Source organism: Vallitaleaceae bacterium 9-2 (assembly GCA_038396585.1).
Classification (GTDB): domain Bacteria; phylum Bacillota; class Clostridia; order Lachnospirales; family Vallitaleaceae; genus UBA1351.
Genome location: CP121691.1, coordinates 3209652 through 3225372, shown reverse-complemented (window position 1 = coordinate 3225372; position 15721 = coordinate 3209652). Strand labels below are relative to the sequence as shown.

Genomic DNA, 15721 nt, shown 5'->3' with positions numbered 1-15721 from the left:
ATAATTAAATCTTGAATAGGGAAAAAATCCGATTTATATGATATGATAGAAATAAATGAATTGTTGCTATAAGGGGGGCTTCGATGTATAAAAAAGTGGAAAGGCGAATTATTATTGCTTCATGTTTCTTGATTGCACTTTTTTTGATATGGCAATGGTCAATAGCAAAGTTAAGTGCAGATTATGACAAGGTTTCAGAGGTGATTAATATCGCAGGACGACAGCGTATGCTCAGTCAAAAGATTGCCAAAGATGTGGCGATGCTGAGAGAAAATCTTGATGTTAGTGTACGTGATCACTATGCAGTTGAATTACATCGATCAATACAGTCTCTTGAAAGTGAGTACTTGCAACTCGTTGAAGAAAACCAAAGCGCGGCAATAGCAGACATGCTTGAGAAGTTTGAACCTACCCGAAGTATTTTTATAAGCAGTGCACAGGATGTATTAAAAAACATTGGTCGAATCACACCGGCTTCTCAAGAAACATTGCTTGAAGCGCGGATGAAGGTGTTTATCTATGAAGATGACTTTTTAGCGCATATGGATACTATGGTTAATCAGTATGTCTGGGAGGCGGGAGAGACGTTTTTGTGGATTAAGAGACTACAGGTCATCTTTTTGAATTTAATGATTATATGTAGCGTTATCTTGCTGGTATATGTCTTTGTCCCAGCACATCAAACCATTCGAGAGTGGTACATTGAGGCCCAGGAGAATAACACCAATATGGTTAAGCTTTTTCACATTATGCGTAACGCCATGTTCATGTTATCAAAAGAGGGCAAAGTAGTTACACGTAATGAACGTGGGGATGTTTTACTTGAGCGCTTAGGCGTGAGTAAGTCGATGGAGCATATTGAAGAGCTTTTTAAGAAAAGCGAGGTTTCGTGGAAGCAGATATATGAACAGTTGCTTCAAGAAGAAGATAAGGGAGCCTTAGAAGTGACCTTTGGGACAATAGATCCGGTGATTATGGAAGTATCTGTCTCATCCGGCATTTATCAGCGAAAAGAGGCGATTTTGCTGAATTTTTATGATGTTACAGAACAGAAAAAGATTGAAGAGACGCTGACGAATTTGGCGGTACGAGATAAGTTGACAGGATTATACAATCGGTATCATCTTGAGACATTTATAGGGACAGAAATCGAACAGGCAGAACGCTATGATATTGATATGTCTATGCTAATAGTCGACCTAGACCATTTTAAAAACATTAATGACCATTGGGGACATCCCATCGGGGATCAAGTCCTAAAGCACACAGCGGATTTATTGGTGCAATCATGCCGAAAGTCGGATGTGATTTTTCGCCTAGGTGGTGAAGAGTTTATGGTGGTGCTTTCGCATACAGATATTAAAGGTGCCATAGAAGTTGCAGAGAAAATACGTAGTGCCATAGAAAAATCCATTCATCCGATTGTAGGCAAATACACGGTAAGTGTAGGTGTAGCACAGCGCAAGATGGGTGAGACCTTCCGCCATATATACCAACGTACAGATGAGGCTTTGTATTTTGCAAAAAGTAGTGGGCGCAACTGCGTCAAGGAATCGACACACTGACACATATACACACTTCCAAAGAAAATAAAAACGGATACATCAGCAAAGATGACTTTACTGATGTATCCGTTTTATGTGTTTAAAAGGCTTGGTTCAATACAACTTAAGATTAAGTGTTTGACTTAATATAGCATAGTTCATACTCATCTGGATTGTAGTAGTTATGTGAAAAATCAATAATGGTGCCATCATCACAATAGGTGTAATTTTCAACCATGATGATAGGGGTACCTTTTTTAATGCTTAGAATGCTACTGATTTTATCATCACTAAGGATAGGATGAACGACATGCTTTTGATGATCGATAGTTACATTTTTGACATCCCTAAAAAAATCATACTTTGAATTTTGTAGATATTGTATTGACAATTCAGGAAACTTATCAACAGAAATATATGAAATCTCAAAAAGATACACTTTGTCATCGGCTTTTCGAATGCGTTCGATGTAATATATGAGATCCTTTTCAGAGATTCCAAGAATTTGCGCTTTTTTGGGGCTGGCTGAGGTGATGTTAAAGGTATGTACCGTTGAGACCACCTTCTTACCTAGGTCTTTCATTTGATCGTTAAATCCTCTGACCCGTAAATCAGAACTTGTCTTAGGCCTAAGATTGACGGTTGTTCCTAAACCGGCAGTGCGTTTTAAAAAACCTTTAGCAACCAGGTTATCTGTTGCGCGTCTTACGGTTACGCGGCTTACCTGATACTTGGTGGAAAGTTCAAGTTCTGTAGGAATGAGATCTCCATCCAAATACTTGTTGTTATGTATGTCATTGAGCAAGTCGTTTTCGATGATTTTGTATTTTGCGATTTTCTTTTCCATGGTTCTCCCCCTTTGTTCTTTTCCCATCTATTATAGCGGATTAACATAAAAAACGCAACATAAATGTAAATACAATTAATGAAAATGCAAACAAATGTATTTAAAATATAATCCAAATGTATTGACGTTAGTGGAGTGAAGTGCTATACTTGATTATATAGTTCAGGGGTGACTCTGAACCGCTAAAAAAATTAGGAGGTATCATATGAGTGTAGTACAAGCTTTATTGATTGGGGTGTTCGCATATCTTGGTTCCAAGAGAACGCCTTGGGTTTTTGGGGTTACAGGTGGCTGGCAAGTTATTGGGAAGCCTCTTGTTGCAGGGATGATTGTCGGGATAATTTTGGGAGATCTTCGATCAGGAATCTTGGCAGGGGTTGCCGTCCAAGCGATGTATATCGGAATGATTACACCTGGGGGTGCATTACCGGCGGACGTGATTTTTGCAGGTTATATTGGTATTCCTTTGGCATTGGCCTCAGGAGGAGGCGCAGACTATGCGGTAGCGCTAGCTGTTCCATTAAGTATGGTTGGAATTGGGGTTTTTAACTTTCTTATGTCAATTAATGCGGCGTTTCCACATTGGGGAGATAAGTACGCAGCTAAAGGGGATGAAAAAGGAATTGCACGTATGAATATCCTAGGCACAGTGCCTACGTTCATCTTAAGATTTGGGATTGTTGCTGCAGTCTGTTACTTTGGCGCGCCGGCAGCAGAAGCTATTATTGGAGCGTTACCTGAATCTGTTCTTCATTTCTTCAAAATAGCCGGTCGTATGCTTCCGGCAGTCGGTTTTGCTCTTTTGCTAAAACAATCGGTTAACAAGACATGGATGATTGCATTTTTCTTGATGGGATATGTGGTCATGATTTCAACGTCGATTACGATTACAGCTCTTGCCCTCTTTTCTATTGGTATCGCATTTTTATTTGTCATGCGAACAGGACATGAGCAAAGCGTTGTTAGTACATCAGGTGAACTAATAGAGGAGGACGATTGTTATGAAGACTAAAGTGAGCGTACCTCGTGGTGAGGTCAGAAAAGCTGCGGTGAAGTGGATATTCTTTTCCCATTGTGCACAGAACTTTGAGCGAATGATGGGATTGGCGTTTTGCCATACGATTGCACCTATTTTAAAGCGATTATACAAAGGTGATGACTATATCAAGGCGTTAGAGCGCCATATGCAGTTTTTTAATACGGAACCTCATCTTGGCAGTATGATTCCGGGGGTTGTTGTTGCCCTTGAAGAATCCATGGCGAATGGGGAAGAGATGAATGAGCAAACAATTATCAGTACCAAAAACGCACTGATGGGTCCGTTTGCAGGTATTGGGGATTCACTCATCATAGGGACATATAATCCGATTATCTTAAGTATTGCCCTAGGACTTGCTGTGGATGGCTCTATTGTCGGACCGTTATTTTATATACTTCTTTGGTTAGGAACGATGCTACCCTTTAGATATAGCCTGTTTATGAAAGGTTATGACCTTGGAGGCAATGCGGCAAAATCCTTGCTGGGTAATAAAGCTTTGACTGAAAAAATCACAATGGGACTGACTATTGTCGGATTAATTGTTATCGGTGGTGTGGCCTCAACAACAGTTCAAGCGCCGGTATCCTATGTATATACTAACGGATCTATGTCTATTGAAGTACAAGCATTGTTAGATAAGATTATGCCAAACTTAGTTCCTTTACTTGTTACCGTTGCAGCATGGTTACTTGTGGCTAAGAAGAAAATGTCAGGAACAAAAGTTATGCTGATTATCGTGGCATTTGCGGCGGTAATGGTGGCTCTTGGAATTATGTAGAAAGGATGTTGTTTTTTGAAAGATATTGTATTAGTTATGTCGGATCAGCACTCTTTTGAAGCGTGTTCTCTTAATGAAAGAAGTTCGCTTAACACAACACGCCTAAAAACGATTAGCGAAACAGGAATAAATTATGTCAACGCATACACCAATGCCCCTTTGTGTGTACCTTCGCGCATGTCGTTTTTGACCGGAAAGCTGCCAAGACATACGAAGATATTTGATAATGACAGCCTTTTATCAAGTGATGTACCCACTCTTGCTCATGCATTAGGAGCAAGAGGGTACAAAACGATTCTTGTCGGACGGATGCACTTTAAAGGTATTGATCAGTGGCACGGGTTTGATGAACGTCTTGTTGGAGATATAACATCCCAGTATTGGGGCGTGAAGCGCAGAGAACTTTATGATTACGCAAATACCCTGAAGATGCAGGGATGCCAAGACATCCTGGGATATGGATACTCACCGGTACACGATTATGATGAACAAGTATATCAAGAAGCGTTGAATCAGCTTTTAATAGAGCGTGACCAGCCCATCTTTATGGTGGTTGGATTTTATGGACCGCATTTTCCATATATCGGTTATGAAGCATCCTATAAAAACTATATGGAAGCGTATAATGATGAACACTATGCATCAGAAGAAGCCTTAGACCAGTATGCCTATTTAGTACAGGCAACGAATCAAGATAAGCGTAGAAAAGTTAAGGCGGGCTATTATTCTATGTGTCAAGAACTGGAAGAAAAAGTATGGCAGATATATAAAGCTTTTGAAAAACGGTTGGATAAAAAGGACGGAACCTTTGTCTACACATCGGATCATGGTGACCAACTTGGAAGAAGAGGTTTATTTGGTAAGAAGACATTTTATGAAGCGTCTATACACATCCCGCTTTTGATAAAACCTATGAACAGCCAGGAAGGGAGTGTGCGTGAAGATGCAGTATCTTTAGTTGACCTCTCAGCAACGCTCTTAAACCTTGCAGATGCCCATCTGCCAAATATTGACGGACAAGACATCATGACCCATCCAAAAACAAAGCCGGTGATTATTGAGCAGATGTATGAAAAGCCATTAAGATATGGACAGTGTATTGTTCATGACCAGATAAAACTATTAAAGATAGGTCGTGCACTACGGATGTTTGATAGCAAAACGGATCAAGATATATCCTGTGACGCACCGGAGTATAAAGAACAGTATAAAGCAATGGAACCTTTTTTACTTGATGATAAAAAGCTGTTAAGACAATATGAAAAACATAAGCGAGAGATTGATGTCCTAAAACAGTGGGGAACTATAAAACAACCCAAGTCAGAATCAATGGTTTCCTTTTCGAATAAAATTGCAGATAAGGTTAGAGACGGAGGCAAGTAATGAATATTTTGTACATACATACACATGATACGGGTAAAGTGATTAGTCCTTATGGATATAATACTCCGACCCCGAATATGATGTGCTTTGCAAAAGAGGCACTAAAGTTTAACAAGGCGTTTTGTGCTTCGCCTACATGCTCTCCCAGTCGAGCAGCCCTCTTATCGGGAATGTATCCCCATCAAGTCGGCATGCTTGGGTTGTCGCAACGAGGCTTTGAGATGGATATGTCTAAGCATCTAGTCACCTATTTAAAGGCGCAAGGATTCTATACGGTGCTTAGTGGGATTCAGCATGAAGCGTCATGGTATCTAGACCATGAAAAAGGCGCTAAGATGATAGGGTATGATGAAAACTTAACGACAAGTATCGCAGGTTATAAAGAAGAAGACTTTGTCTTATGGGATGAAAAAAACGCATTATCAGCGGCGAGTTGGATTCATCAACATGATGGGAAACAGCCGTTTTTTCTTTCTTATGGTATGTATGCCACCCATCGAAAATACCCAAGTACCATAGCAAAAGGGATTGATCCAAATTATGTAAAAGTACCGGACAACATAATGGATAATGAAAATACACGATTAGATTATGCGAGATATTTAACCTCGCTCCAGTGGGCGGATGAAAACTTTGGAAAAGTTATTCAAGCGCTGAAGCAAAAAGGCATCTATGAAGAGACGATTATTATTTTTACGACTGACCACGGATTAGCCAATCCGTATGCAAAATGTAATCTCAATGACCAAGGCACAGGTGTGCTACTCATGATTCGAGATCCGAAGGGACGACATAACGGACAAGCGACGGATGCGCTTACTAGCCATGTGGATATTTTTCCCACGTTGTGTGACATCCTTCAAATGAAAAAACCGACAAATCTTCAAGGCGAGTCGATGATTGAAGTGCTTCGAGGGGATCAAGACAACTATAGAGAGTATGTTTTTGAAGAGATTAACTTTCATACGTCCTATGAACCTTGTAGAGCAGTTCGCTCCAAGCAATATCGTTATGTCGTCTATTATGATGACTACTTGGGGATGAATCTTTCTAATATCGATGCGTCGTTGACAAAGGATGAATACTTATCTGCAGGAATCAAAGATAAGAAAAAATACAGAGAAGCGTTATATGACCTCAGGTTTGATCCGCTGGAAAAAAGAAATGTGATTGAGGATGAAACCTACAAAAAGATAGCCATAGCAATGAAAAAAGCGTTGCACAATCATATGGAACAAACAAACGATTATATGTTAGAAGGGCTCATTGCAATAGACCCTCAATGGAAAGTCAATAAAAAAGAATGTATTGAAGCAAGAAATGCAAGTGACGATGAATTTGTAAGTATAGGGAGGTAGCCAGATGGCAATATGTGCAGTAAGAATTGATGAACGGTTGATACATGGACAAGTGGCAACAGCATGGTGTAAGGCGGTTGGGGCAACACGTATTATGATTATTGATGATGACGTCGTCAAAGATCCGCTTCAAAAGATGGCATTAAAAAGTGCTGTACCTGTAGGTATGAAGTTGTCATTGTTGACGATTGAAAAAGCAGCGGAAAATTTAAAAACAGATAAATATGATGGACAAAATGTGTTTATAGTGGTTAAGAAGCCGGAAGTTATTGAAGCGTTGGTTCGCCAAGGCGTAGATATTCAAGAAGTCATTGTAGGTAATATGGCAGCAAAAGAAGGTTCCAAAGTCCTCTACCGCACAGTGAGTATTACTGTAGAAGACGAGAGGGCGTTTAAGAATTTAATTCATGCAGGGACGTTAGTTCACTTGCAAATGGTTCCTAAGGATAAAAAAGTGAACATCGGGGAACTATTATAAGGAGAATATTATGGAGATAGGAATAATCATAACGGGACACGGAAAATTTGCAACAGGAATCTATGAATCAATAAAACTTATAGCAGGCGATCAAGACAATTGTCATACGATAGATTTTAAGCAGCAGATGCAGGTAGATGAACTTAAAGCTTTGATGAAGCAAAGAGTTGAAGAGCTTAGCGGATGCGACAGGATAATTATTTTTGCTGATTTACAAGGGGGATCCCCCTTTAAGACAGCGCTTGAACTTAGTTACTATGATGAAAGGATTTGCCTCATCGGTGGTGTTAACTTGCCTATGTTATTAGAATGTGCCTTGACAAAAGACGGCGTCGATGATTTTGACGGGTACACCGATGATCTTGTTGCATCGGGGCGCCACGGTTTGGCAAAACTCATCATAACAGATGACGAGATGGAAGAGGATTAATCTATGGACATACAAAAAACAAAAACTCCTTTTGGCACCTTTGTCGTAAGGATGGATAAGAAAATTGTTGTCGGCTCGGATTTTGAATGGAGTCTTGAATTTACTTCGGATATTCAGATGAAAAAGGGCGCCAGCCTTTCTATAGAGGTTCCGGCATATCAACATCAACGCAGTGAAGAATATCTTCAAGCGTATGATTATTGGAAGCCAAACTATATCTATGCGTTGGGCTCAAGAGACGATATTAAAGTGGATGTAAGAGTAGAAAGTGTTGAATCTGCATTTTCGCATATAAAGCGGTGGCCGGATAGTAAGCGTGTAGCCATCATTACATGTCAAGAGGGGCTTGCGACGGGAGAGACAATCTCAGTGTATTTTGGCGGAACCGACCGACCGTGGGTGGGTAGAGAGTGTATGACGTCAAGAATATCCCAGTTTGCCAACAAGGTAGAAGGGAACTATTTGACCTATCAAGTGGCCATCGATACGCAAGGTACAGGAGACTATGTAAAACTGGAAGTGATAGATGCTGTTGAGCTCTTACCGGATCAACCAGCAGTATTAAAGGTATTTGCGCCTACGTCTGTTCAACCGGATACTCGGTTTGAGGTCGAACTGGTTTGTGCAGATCAATTTAACAACCCGATTTTTGATTATGATATGGAGTCGATTGAACTTCGTATTATAGATGAACATGGGCAAGAGGTCCAGCGTCTACAATGTGATAACCGCAAGTTCACAGGGAGTTTGCGACAAGAAGGACGATTTTTAATTGAAGCTATCAGTACGGATTTATTTGTAGAAAAAGCCGTTATCGTCTCCCGGATGGCCGCTAGACAATTATACTGGGGGGATCTTCATACTCACTCGAATCTGTCGGCAAATATTCGGGATAATGATTGGAATTCCACACCGGACAATAGTTATCTATATAGTCAAAAAGTCAGTCATCTAGATTTTATATGTCTATCAGAGCAGACCTTTCGATTTAATGAAGACAGAAGTGTCAACATTGATCAAAGCACATGGGAACAAATCGGACAAAAAGCGGATATGTATAATACCCAGGCTTTAGTTACCTTCCCAGGGATTGAATTGCACTCGAAGCGGGGCGATACGATTGCTGTGTTTGGAGAGAGTTTGTCAACCTATGGATATCCTGGAGCGGACATTGAAGAAGTGACGGACCTTTGGAAAAAATATAAGGATAAAAAGATGTTGACGATTCCGCACTTTCATAGATATTGTGAAGGTCGGCCAAGTAAGGACCAACAAGAGAAAAAGTATGAAGGATTTAACCTGGACAATTGGAAGGAGTCAAACCCAAAGGAAGTCTTATGTGAGATTTTTTCCAGTCAATGGGGACGCTTTGAAAATCAAGAGCATCCGATGGTTCTAAAAGCGAGAAATAATGTAAAGCACAATACGTTTTGTGAGTTTTTGAATATGGGTAAACGGTGGGGTGTTACGGCAGGAAGCGATGGTCATGACGGTAAGCCCGGCTATGGTGGATTGACAGGGGTATTTGCTGCGGATAAGACGCGAGAAGATATCTTTGATGGATTAACCCATCAAAGAACCCTTGCGACGACCCATCCTAGGTGGTTTGGTGAGATATCACTTGAACAAGAGCGGCTTATCTTTAAAGGCATCGCCCCCCATGTCGTAAGCAAGATAGAGATTATCAGAGATGGTCAACTCTTGCATAGCGTGCCCAATGCCGATGAATGGTTTGAGCTGGTGTTAGACATTGATCCAAAAGCAGATGCCTACTATTATGGACGAATTGTTATGGACAATCGACATATTGGATGGACAAGCCCGATATGGACTGGTGACAAGTAAGGCTTTTCTTGTGTGAAGAAAATGAAAATTGAGCCTGATATAGTTGATTTGCAATAGTAGAACAAAAATCACCCTTTATAAGTTGAAATCTGTTATTATATATACATACTCAACAATATACTTAGGAGGCTACTATGCTCAGCGATAAAACCAAACACCAGGTAATAAGAGTTTTGCAACAGGCGATTAACCGGAATGAAGTGGCTGGAGCCAATATTCTTGTCTATAAAGATGGTGAGGAAGTCTTTTACCATGAAGCAGGAATGCGTCAGGTACAAAAAAACTTACCAATCCAACGGGATACTATATTCCGTTTGTATTCCATGACGAAACCAATAACAGCAGTAGCGGTGATGTTACTATTTGAGCGTGGATTAATTGACTTATTTGATCCGGTTTGTCAGTTTATACCTGGATTTATCGGACAACATGTGGAAGATGACATCGGAAAGTCTCCGGTTTCTCGTGAGGTTACAATTAAAGATCTGCTGTCGATGACCTCGGGGCTAGTCTATCCAAAAACCGAGAGTCCGGCGTGTCAGGCGACGCAAGAAGTCTTTGAAGCAATTGATGAAAAGCTCCTAAGCAAAGAAGCACTATCCACATATGCAATAGCTAATCTTCTTGGGCAGTGTCCGCTGGCTTTTGAGCCGGGAAGCTCATGGCAATACGGGACGTCAGCAGATGTTTTAGGAGCCATTGTTGAAGTCGTCAGCGGAGTAAGGTTTGGTGAATTTTTAGAACAAGAGCTGTTCAAACCTTTGGGAATGGACGACACAGGATTTTGGGTACCGGCGACTAAGCGCCATCGTCTGGCGTCGGCATATGCGACGACAAAAGCGCAAGAGCTTAAAGTGTATGAAGGCAATCATTTAGGGATAATTAATGGGATGGACCGTCTCCCGGCCTTTGAGTCAGGAGGGGCAGGACTTGTCTCAACGATTGATGACTATGCTAAGTTTACACAGATGCTTATGCATCAAGGCAGACACCAAAACCTTCAAATCTTACAACCAAGAACTGTAAAATACTTAACATCCTCAACACTGCATCCATCGCAACAACAAAGCTTTGACCTATGGTATACCTTGAGTGGACATAGTTATGGAAATCTGATGCGGGTTATGACAGAGTGTAGTCAAGCAGGAATCTTGGGAAGCCAAGGAGAATATGGATGGGATGGCTGGCTGGGTGCTTATTTTTGCAATTGTCCTAAAGACGAATTAAACATATTGATCATGATGCAAAAAAAAGATGCCGGAACGATTAGTCTAACACGAAAATTGAGAAATATAATATATGCGTCAATATAGACTGGGGTTTTTTAATACCTCAGTCTTTTTTTGTGCAAAAAAACGAAGAAATATCGAATAATGACAATAAAAGCAAAAATTCGCCTATAGAATTCACAATAGAAAGTGCTTTATCATAATATTATATGACAAAAGGAGGATGAATAGGAAGATGAGAAAATGGATTGCAAGTTTTTTAATTGTAGTATTGTGCATATCGACTATGCAGATTTCAATCTATGGAGTGGAATCAACCAAAAGCTTCGAAGAGAGCTTTGACAGTAACTTAGACGCATGGTCGCAAAAAGAAAGTGGCGGCGGACCCTTGCCGGAATTTGATTTTGTCCAGCAAGAAGGAAGAAACGTACTACATGCATCAATGACACAAGCGCTAGGGTATATTGAAAGTGTACGTATCCCAGTGAACTATAAAGACCGGCTGGATTTGAATGTTGTTCTTAAGAACACTTTAATAGAGAACATGGATCCGGCAAAAGATGGCGTGTTTTTTAGAATCAACCAATTTGAGACGGCCTCATCGGCGCCGATAACCCCAGAGCGTCTTGAATTGATGACGGTATCGGGAACGAAGGATTGGAGGACGCAGACAGCAAGTTTTGAGATTACAAATCCTGACGTTAACTACATCTCGGTGCAAGTTGTTTTTGGTTGGTGGACAACATCAAAAGTCAGTGGTGATCTCTATATTGATCATATCGACATCACACGTCATGAACAGCCCGAGGAAAGTATTGAAGATGGTTTGTTGGCAAACCCAAAATTTGAAAATGGGCTGGATCAGTGGAAGCTTATCGCCAATGGAGGCAGCTTGCCGCTAACGGAAGTGATTCAAGGAGCGCAGTATCAAGGTGGTAAGGCGATAGAGTTTATGCTAGAAGATACGAGTGCCTATTTGATGAGTGAAAAAATCCCTGTAGAACAAGGGGATGAATATGTTGTGAATATTCATCATATGCAGCAAAATCTGGAGAATGTCAATACGAGTCGAGCGGCGATATATATCCGAGCGTCTTATTATGAGGATGTGGCAGCTTCTCCTATTAAGCAGGTTGAACTTGGGGCGTATAGTAACACCAGAGACTGGAGTGTTGATCAATATACGTTCACAGTTGATGATGAAGCCTATAATTATGTCAGTATCCACGTCGTATTTGGATGGTGGACGAATTCAGAAGCAAATGGAACATATGGTTTAGACTATATACAACTTCTTAAAGAAGGTAGTGGGGATCCGACAGACCCAGAAGACCCAGAAAATCCGGAAGACCCGGAAGACCCGGAGGTAGAGCAAGAAGATATTGCCTATAATGGTGACTTTGCAATCGTTAAAGAGACCCAAGAAGCTTATTGGGCAAAGGGTACAAAACCCGATGGATGGCGGTATCAATATCGACCGGAGTTTGCAGTAGATGGAGCCGCTGAGCCAACAATCGATGTTGATGCGCAGGGAAATATTGAGATGGTTTTGGACTCTTCAGTTAGCTGGATTGAACCGGAGACAGAACACAGAATACCGATTGTTAATGGTGCACAGTACCAAGTAAAGACATTGGTTAAAGGTAACCTGACAACCGCCCATAGTAGTCAAGTACCTATATTTTTACGTGTGGAACTTGTCGATAGTCAAGGTAATTATATTGAGGGCACACGGGCGACACTAGATAGTTTGACCAATGGCGTATATTCGGATTGGACCCCATTATCCGGTCAGTATGTAGTTAATCACCCGGATGCAACCCATCTTAAAGTGGTGCTGTTCTTGGGACAGTGGGGCAGTGGTAACGGAGCGAGCGGAGAAGTTTTGGTTGATCAGATTCAAGTGTTGGCCGATGTGGTTTTAGTGGAACGCGTTGATATAGAAAGCGACCAGATAACCATTCGCAAAGGCAACGCGGCATCGTTAGAGTATAGCGTGTATCCTGGGGATGCTACCAACCAGCAAGTAAAGTGGTACTCCTCTGACGAAAATATCGTCTCAGTAGATGCCCGAGGCACTATCACAGGGCAAGGGGAAGGAACGGCGACGATTACATTACAGTCCTTAGATGATGAAACGATAACCGATAAATGTGAAGTGACGATTGTCGATGGATATATTCCGGTAAATGAGGTTGTAATCGACCGTGAACGCCTTGTCCTAGATGTAGGGACAGGACGCCAGCTCTTGGCAACAGCGTATCCAGAGTATGCCAGTGATAAGAGTGTGGTTTGGAGCGTTGCAGATTCATCCATTGCATCGATTGACCAAGGTTTTGTCAAAGGTATATCCGTTGGAACGACAACCGTTATTGCGAAGAGCTTAGATCAAGAGCATATCTATGATACCCTTGAACTTGAAGTAACAATGCAGGCAGACGATGATTATGACCTTTTGAGAAAAAAATGGTTTGACTCCATTGTCGGGGGAGTTGCGCCTAACCTTGACGACACGTCAACACGTGTTTTGATTGAAAATATTGAACAGGCAGGCTATGACGCTTGGAAGTCCATGGATACCGAAAGCGACGCTTACTTGTGGGAATCAAGCAGCGACTTTTCAACCTCATCGACGGTGACACAAAACTTTAATTATCTCAATCAGATGGCCAAGGCATATCAGATTACAGGAAGCGACTTACAAGGAAATGTAGAGCTTTTACAAGACATCGTCTATGGTTTGGAGTGGATGAACAGACATCACTATAAGGCGGATGTGTGGTATGGCAACTGGTGGGATTGGGAAATAGGCTCTGCGCAACACATTATTGATACTCTAGTGCTTATCCACGATGATGTTGAGCCAGCGTTAATTGATGCCTATGTGGATGCACTTGATTGGTATGTTCCAGACCCAAGATATTTTTCAAAAAAATGGCATGTATTATCTACAGGCGCTAACCGCTCAGATTTGTGCTTAGTTGTTCTTGGCAGTGGGATTCTTGATAAAGATGAAGTTAAGATACTGGATGCAAGTCATAGTTTGGAAGTCGTCTATGAATATGTTGATTCAGGTGATGGTTTTTATGAAGATGGTTCCTTCGTTCAGCATTATCATGTGCCATATACAGGAACCTATGGAAGCATTCTCTTTTCAGGTATCGGACGTATTTTTAATATCCTAAGTGATAGTCCATGGGAAAAAGAGTCTGAATCGGTTAACAATGTCTATGAGATGCTTATAAAAGGTGTGCAACCATTAATCTATAGAGGGATGATGATGGACATGGTTTCAGGACGATCCGTTGCACGTCAAGATATTGGCGAGCGTAAGCATGGCATCGGTATGATTAAGCGAATGGTTGAGTACTCTAGCTTTGCGCCGGAACCGTATGCAAGTGAAATAAAGAGTATGGTCAAATATTGGATTGAATCCAATGACTATCTAGACTTTTTAGATAGTGCCAATGACTTGAACATTTTGTTACAGGCACAAAGGATTCTTAATGATTCCAGTATCCAATCTAGGGGGCCGTTGGTCGGCAACTATGTCTTTGCAGATATGGACCGGATTGTGCATCGCAATGCTTCGTATGCAGCAGGAATCAGTATGTATTCTAATCGCATATCCAACTATGAAAGTCTGAATCAAGAGAACTTGCATGGATGGCATACGGGAGATGGTATGCTATATCTTTATCATGAAGATCTGGGACACTTTACCCAAGGTTATTGGCCAACCGTAAATCCTTATCGATTGCCGGGAACAACGGTAGATACCAAAGAGCTATCGGATGCAGCAGGAGAACGTAAAAAGTCGAAGGAAAGCTTCGTCGGAGGCGTAACGCTGGAGAATACCTACGGTGTTGCAGCAATGCAGTTAAACAAGGATAACGATCAAGTGGGCATGGATTTAAAGGCTAAAAAATCATGGTTCTTTTTTGACAATGAGATTGTAGCCTTAGGGACGGATATTCATAGTAGTCAAGGGCGAACCATAGAGACGATTGTGGAAAATCGAAAAATTAGTGATGCAGCAACGGAGACATTAGTTATTAATGGTAAGAAGATAGAGCGCGATGGCATTATCCATGAAAAAGAAGTCGATTGGGCATATCTATCCAATGGTATAGGGTACTATTTTCCAGAACAAGAAACGCTCAAAATCCTTCTTGAACAACGGGAAGGCTACTGGAAGGACATTAATGGTGCCGCGCGTTTTGTAGATGGTGATAAGCCAGTCACCGGTAACTATGTCACCCTTTGGAAAGACCATGGAATTGACCCGACGATGGAACAGTACAGTTATGTTCTTCTTCCATCGATGAATAAAAGCTCCCAAGTAAAAAAATACTACAAAAAACCAGAGGTTAAGATTCTTCGTAATGATTCTTCGGCTCAGATTGTCAAGGAATCAACAACGGGGTTGACGGGCTATGTTTTTTGGGAAGAAGATACACACCTAGAAGAAGAGACGATGATTCAGTCCATCAGTCATCCGGGAATCGTTATGACACAAGACCAAGAGACGCGCTGGATTGTGAGCTATGCTGACCCGACACAAAAACTTCAAGATGAAGTTGAGATTGTCCTTAATGCTAGTGAATTAACCGTTGAGAATAAGAGTGAGGCTATCTCTGTCATTGAACAAGATCAATATACGTATATTTATATTGATTTAAGTGCGGTAGACGGTGAGACCCAAGAAGTGGCTTTTTCCATCAAGGAAGAAAAACCGGGTAACGGGAAGCCCAAAAAAGAAAAACCAAATAAGTAGCAAGATTTCATGG

The 15721-nt window shown here is 41.2% G+C and carries 11 protein-coding genes; 10 read left to right on the top strand and 1 reads right to left on the bottom strand.

Annotated features, from left to right (window positions below; genetic code table 11):
• The first annotated feature begins 83 nt into the window (after positions 1 to 83).
• Complete coding sequence (locus tag QBE53_14720; GenBank protein ID WZL81038.1) at positions 84 to 1565, top strand: diguanylate cyclase; 1482 nt, start codon at positions 84 to 86, stop codon at positions 1563 to 1565.
• 109 nt (positions 1566 to 1674) lie between these two features.
• On the opposite strand, the gene QBE53_14715 is transcribed toward QBE53_14720, so the two are convergent.
• The gene (locus tag QBE53_14715) at positions 1675 to 2391 is read right to left on the bottom strand and encodes a GntR family transcriptional regulator (GenBank protein WZL81037.1); all 717 of its coding nucleotides are present in this window, start codon (positions 2389 to 2391) and stop codon (positions 1675 to 1677) included.
• A gap of 205 nt (positions 2392 to 2596) precedes the next feature.
• On the opposite strand from QBE53_14715, the gene QBE53_14710 reads away from it, so the two are divergent.
• From QBE53_14710 to QBE53_14670, 9 genes are all read left to right on the top strand, one after another.
• On the top strand, positions 2597 to 3403 hold the full coding sequence (locus tag QBE53_14710) for a PTS sugar transporter subunit IIC (protein ID WZL81036.1): 807 nt from the start codon (positions 2597 to 2599) through the stop codon (positions 3401 to 3403).
• Entirely contained in the window at positions 3393 to 4208 is an 816-nt protein-coding gene (locus QBE53_14705) for a PTS system mannose/fructose/sorbose family transporter subunit IID (GenBank protein ID WZL81035.1), read from the top strand. The genes QBE53_14710 and QBE53_14705 overlap by 11 nt, the downstream gene beginning before the upstream one ends.
• A gap of 15 nt (positions 4209 to 4223) precedes the next feature.
• Positions 4224 to 5591 carry a sulfatase-like hydrolase/transferase gene (locus QBE53_14700; GenBank protein WZL81034.1) on the top strand — a complete coding sequence of 456 codons (1368 nt, stop codon included), beginning with the start codon at positions 4224 to 4226 and terminating at the stop codon, positions 5589 to 5591.
• Positions 5591 to 6949: a sulfatase gene (locus QBE53_14695; GenBank protein WZL81033.1), complete on the top strand. Its 1359-nt coding sequence runs from the start codon at positions 5591 to 5593 to the stop codon at positions 6947 to 6949. Before QBE53_14700 ends, QBE53_14695 begins: the two co-directional genes overlap by 1 nt.
• Before the next feature lie 4 nt (positions 6950 to 6953).
• Positions 6954 to 7427 (top strand): PTS sugar transporter subunit IIB, encoded by a 474-nt coding sequence (locus tag QBE53_14690; protein WZL81032.1) that lies wholly within the window; start codon positions 6954 to 6956, stop codon positions 7425 to 7427.
• A gap of 10 nt (positions 7428 to 7437) precedes the next feature.
• The gene (gene agaF, locus QBE53_14685) at positions 7438 to 7857 is read left to right on the top strand and encodes a PTS galactosamine/N-acetylgalactosamine transporter subunit IIA (GenBank protein WZL81031.1); all 420 of its coding nucleotides are present in this window, start codon (positions 7438 to 7440) and stop codon (positions 7855 to 7857) included.
• Positions 7858 to 7860: 3 nt separating this feature from the next.
• On the top strand, positions 7861 to 9702 hold the full coding sequence (locus QBE53_14680) for a hypothetical protein (GenBank protein ID WZL81030.1): 1842 nt from the start codon (positions 7861 to 7863) through the stop codon (positions 9700 to 9702).
• A gap of 134 nt (positions 9703 to 9836) precedes the next feature.
• Entirely contained in the window at positions 9837 to 11015 is a 1179-nt protein-coding gene (locus QBE53_14675) for a serine hydrolase (protein ID WZL81029.1), read from the top strand.
• Between the two features lie 151 nt (positions 11016 to 11166).
• The gene (locus QBE53_14670; protein ID WZL81028.1) at positions 11167 to 15708 is read left to right on the top strand and encodes a polysaccharide lyase family 8 super-sandwich domain-containing protein; all 4542 of its coding nucleotides are present in this window, start codon (positions 11167 to 11169) and stop codon (positions 15706 to 15708) included.
• Positions 15709 to 15721 lie beyond the last annotated feature (13 nt).

Bases quoted from the DNA above. Each gene is read 5' to 3' on its own strand.
- QBE53_14690 (WZL81032.1), top strand. From the start codon at position 6,954: ATGGCAATATGTGCAGTAAGAATTGATGAACGGTTGATACATGGACAA.
- QBE53_14710 (WZL81036.1), top strand. From the start codon at position 2,597: ATGAGTGTAGTACAAGCTTTATTGATTGGGGTGTTCGCATATCTTGGT.
- QBE53_14705 (WZL81035.1), top strand. From the start codon at position 3,393: ATGAAGACTAAAGTGAGCGTACCTCGTGGTGAGGTCAGAAAAGCTGCG.
- QBE53_14715 (WZL81037.1), bottom strand. From the start codon at position 2,391: ATGGAAAAGAAAATCGCAAAATACAAAATCATCGAAAACGACTTGCTC.
- QBE53_14675 (WZL81029.1), top strand. From the start codon at position 9,837: ATGCTCAGCGATAAAACCAAACACCAGGTAATAAGAGTTTTGCAACAG.
- QBE53_14680 (WZL81030.1), top strand. From the start codon at position 7,861: ATGGACATACAAAAAACAAAAACTCCTTTTGGCACCTTTGTCGTAAGG.
- agaF (WZL81031.1), top strand. From the start codon at position 7,438: ATGGAGATAGGAATAATCATAACGGGACACGGAAAATTTGCAACAGGA.
- QBE53_14670 (WZL81028.1), top strand. From the start codon at position 11,167: ATGAGAAAATGGATTGCAAGTTTTTTAATTGTAGTATTGTGCATATCG.
- QBE53_14720 (WZL81038.1), top strand. From the start codon at position 84: ATGTATAAAAAAGTGGAAAGGCGAATTATTATTGCTTCATGTTTCTTG.
- QBE53_14695 (WZL81033.1), top strand. From the start codon at position 5,591: ATGAATATTTTGTACATACATACACATGATACGGGTAAAGTGATTAGT.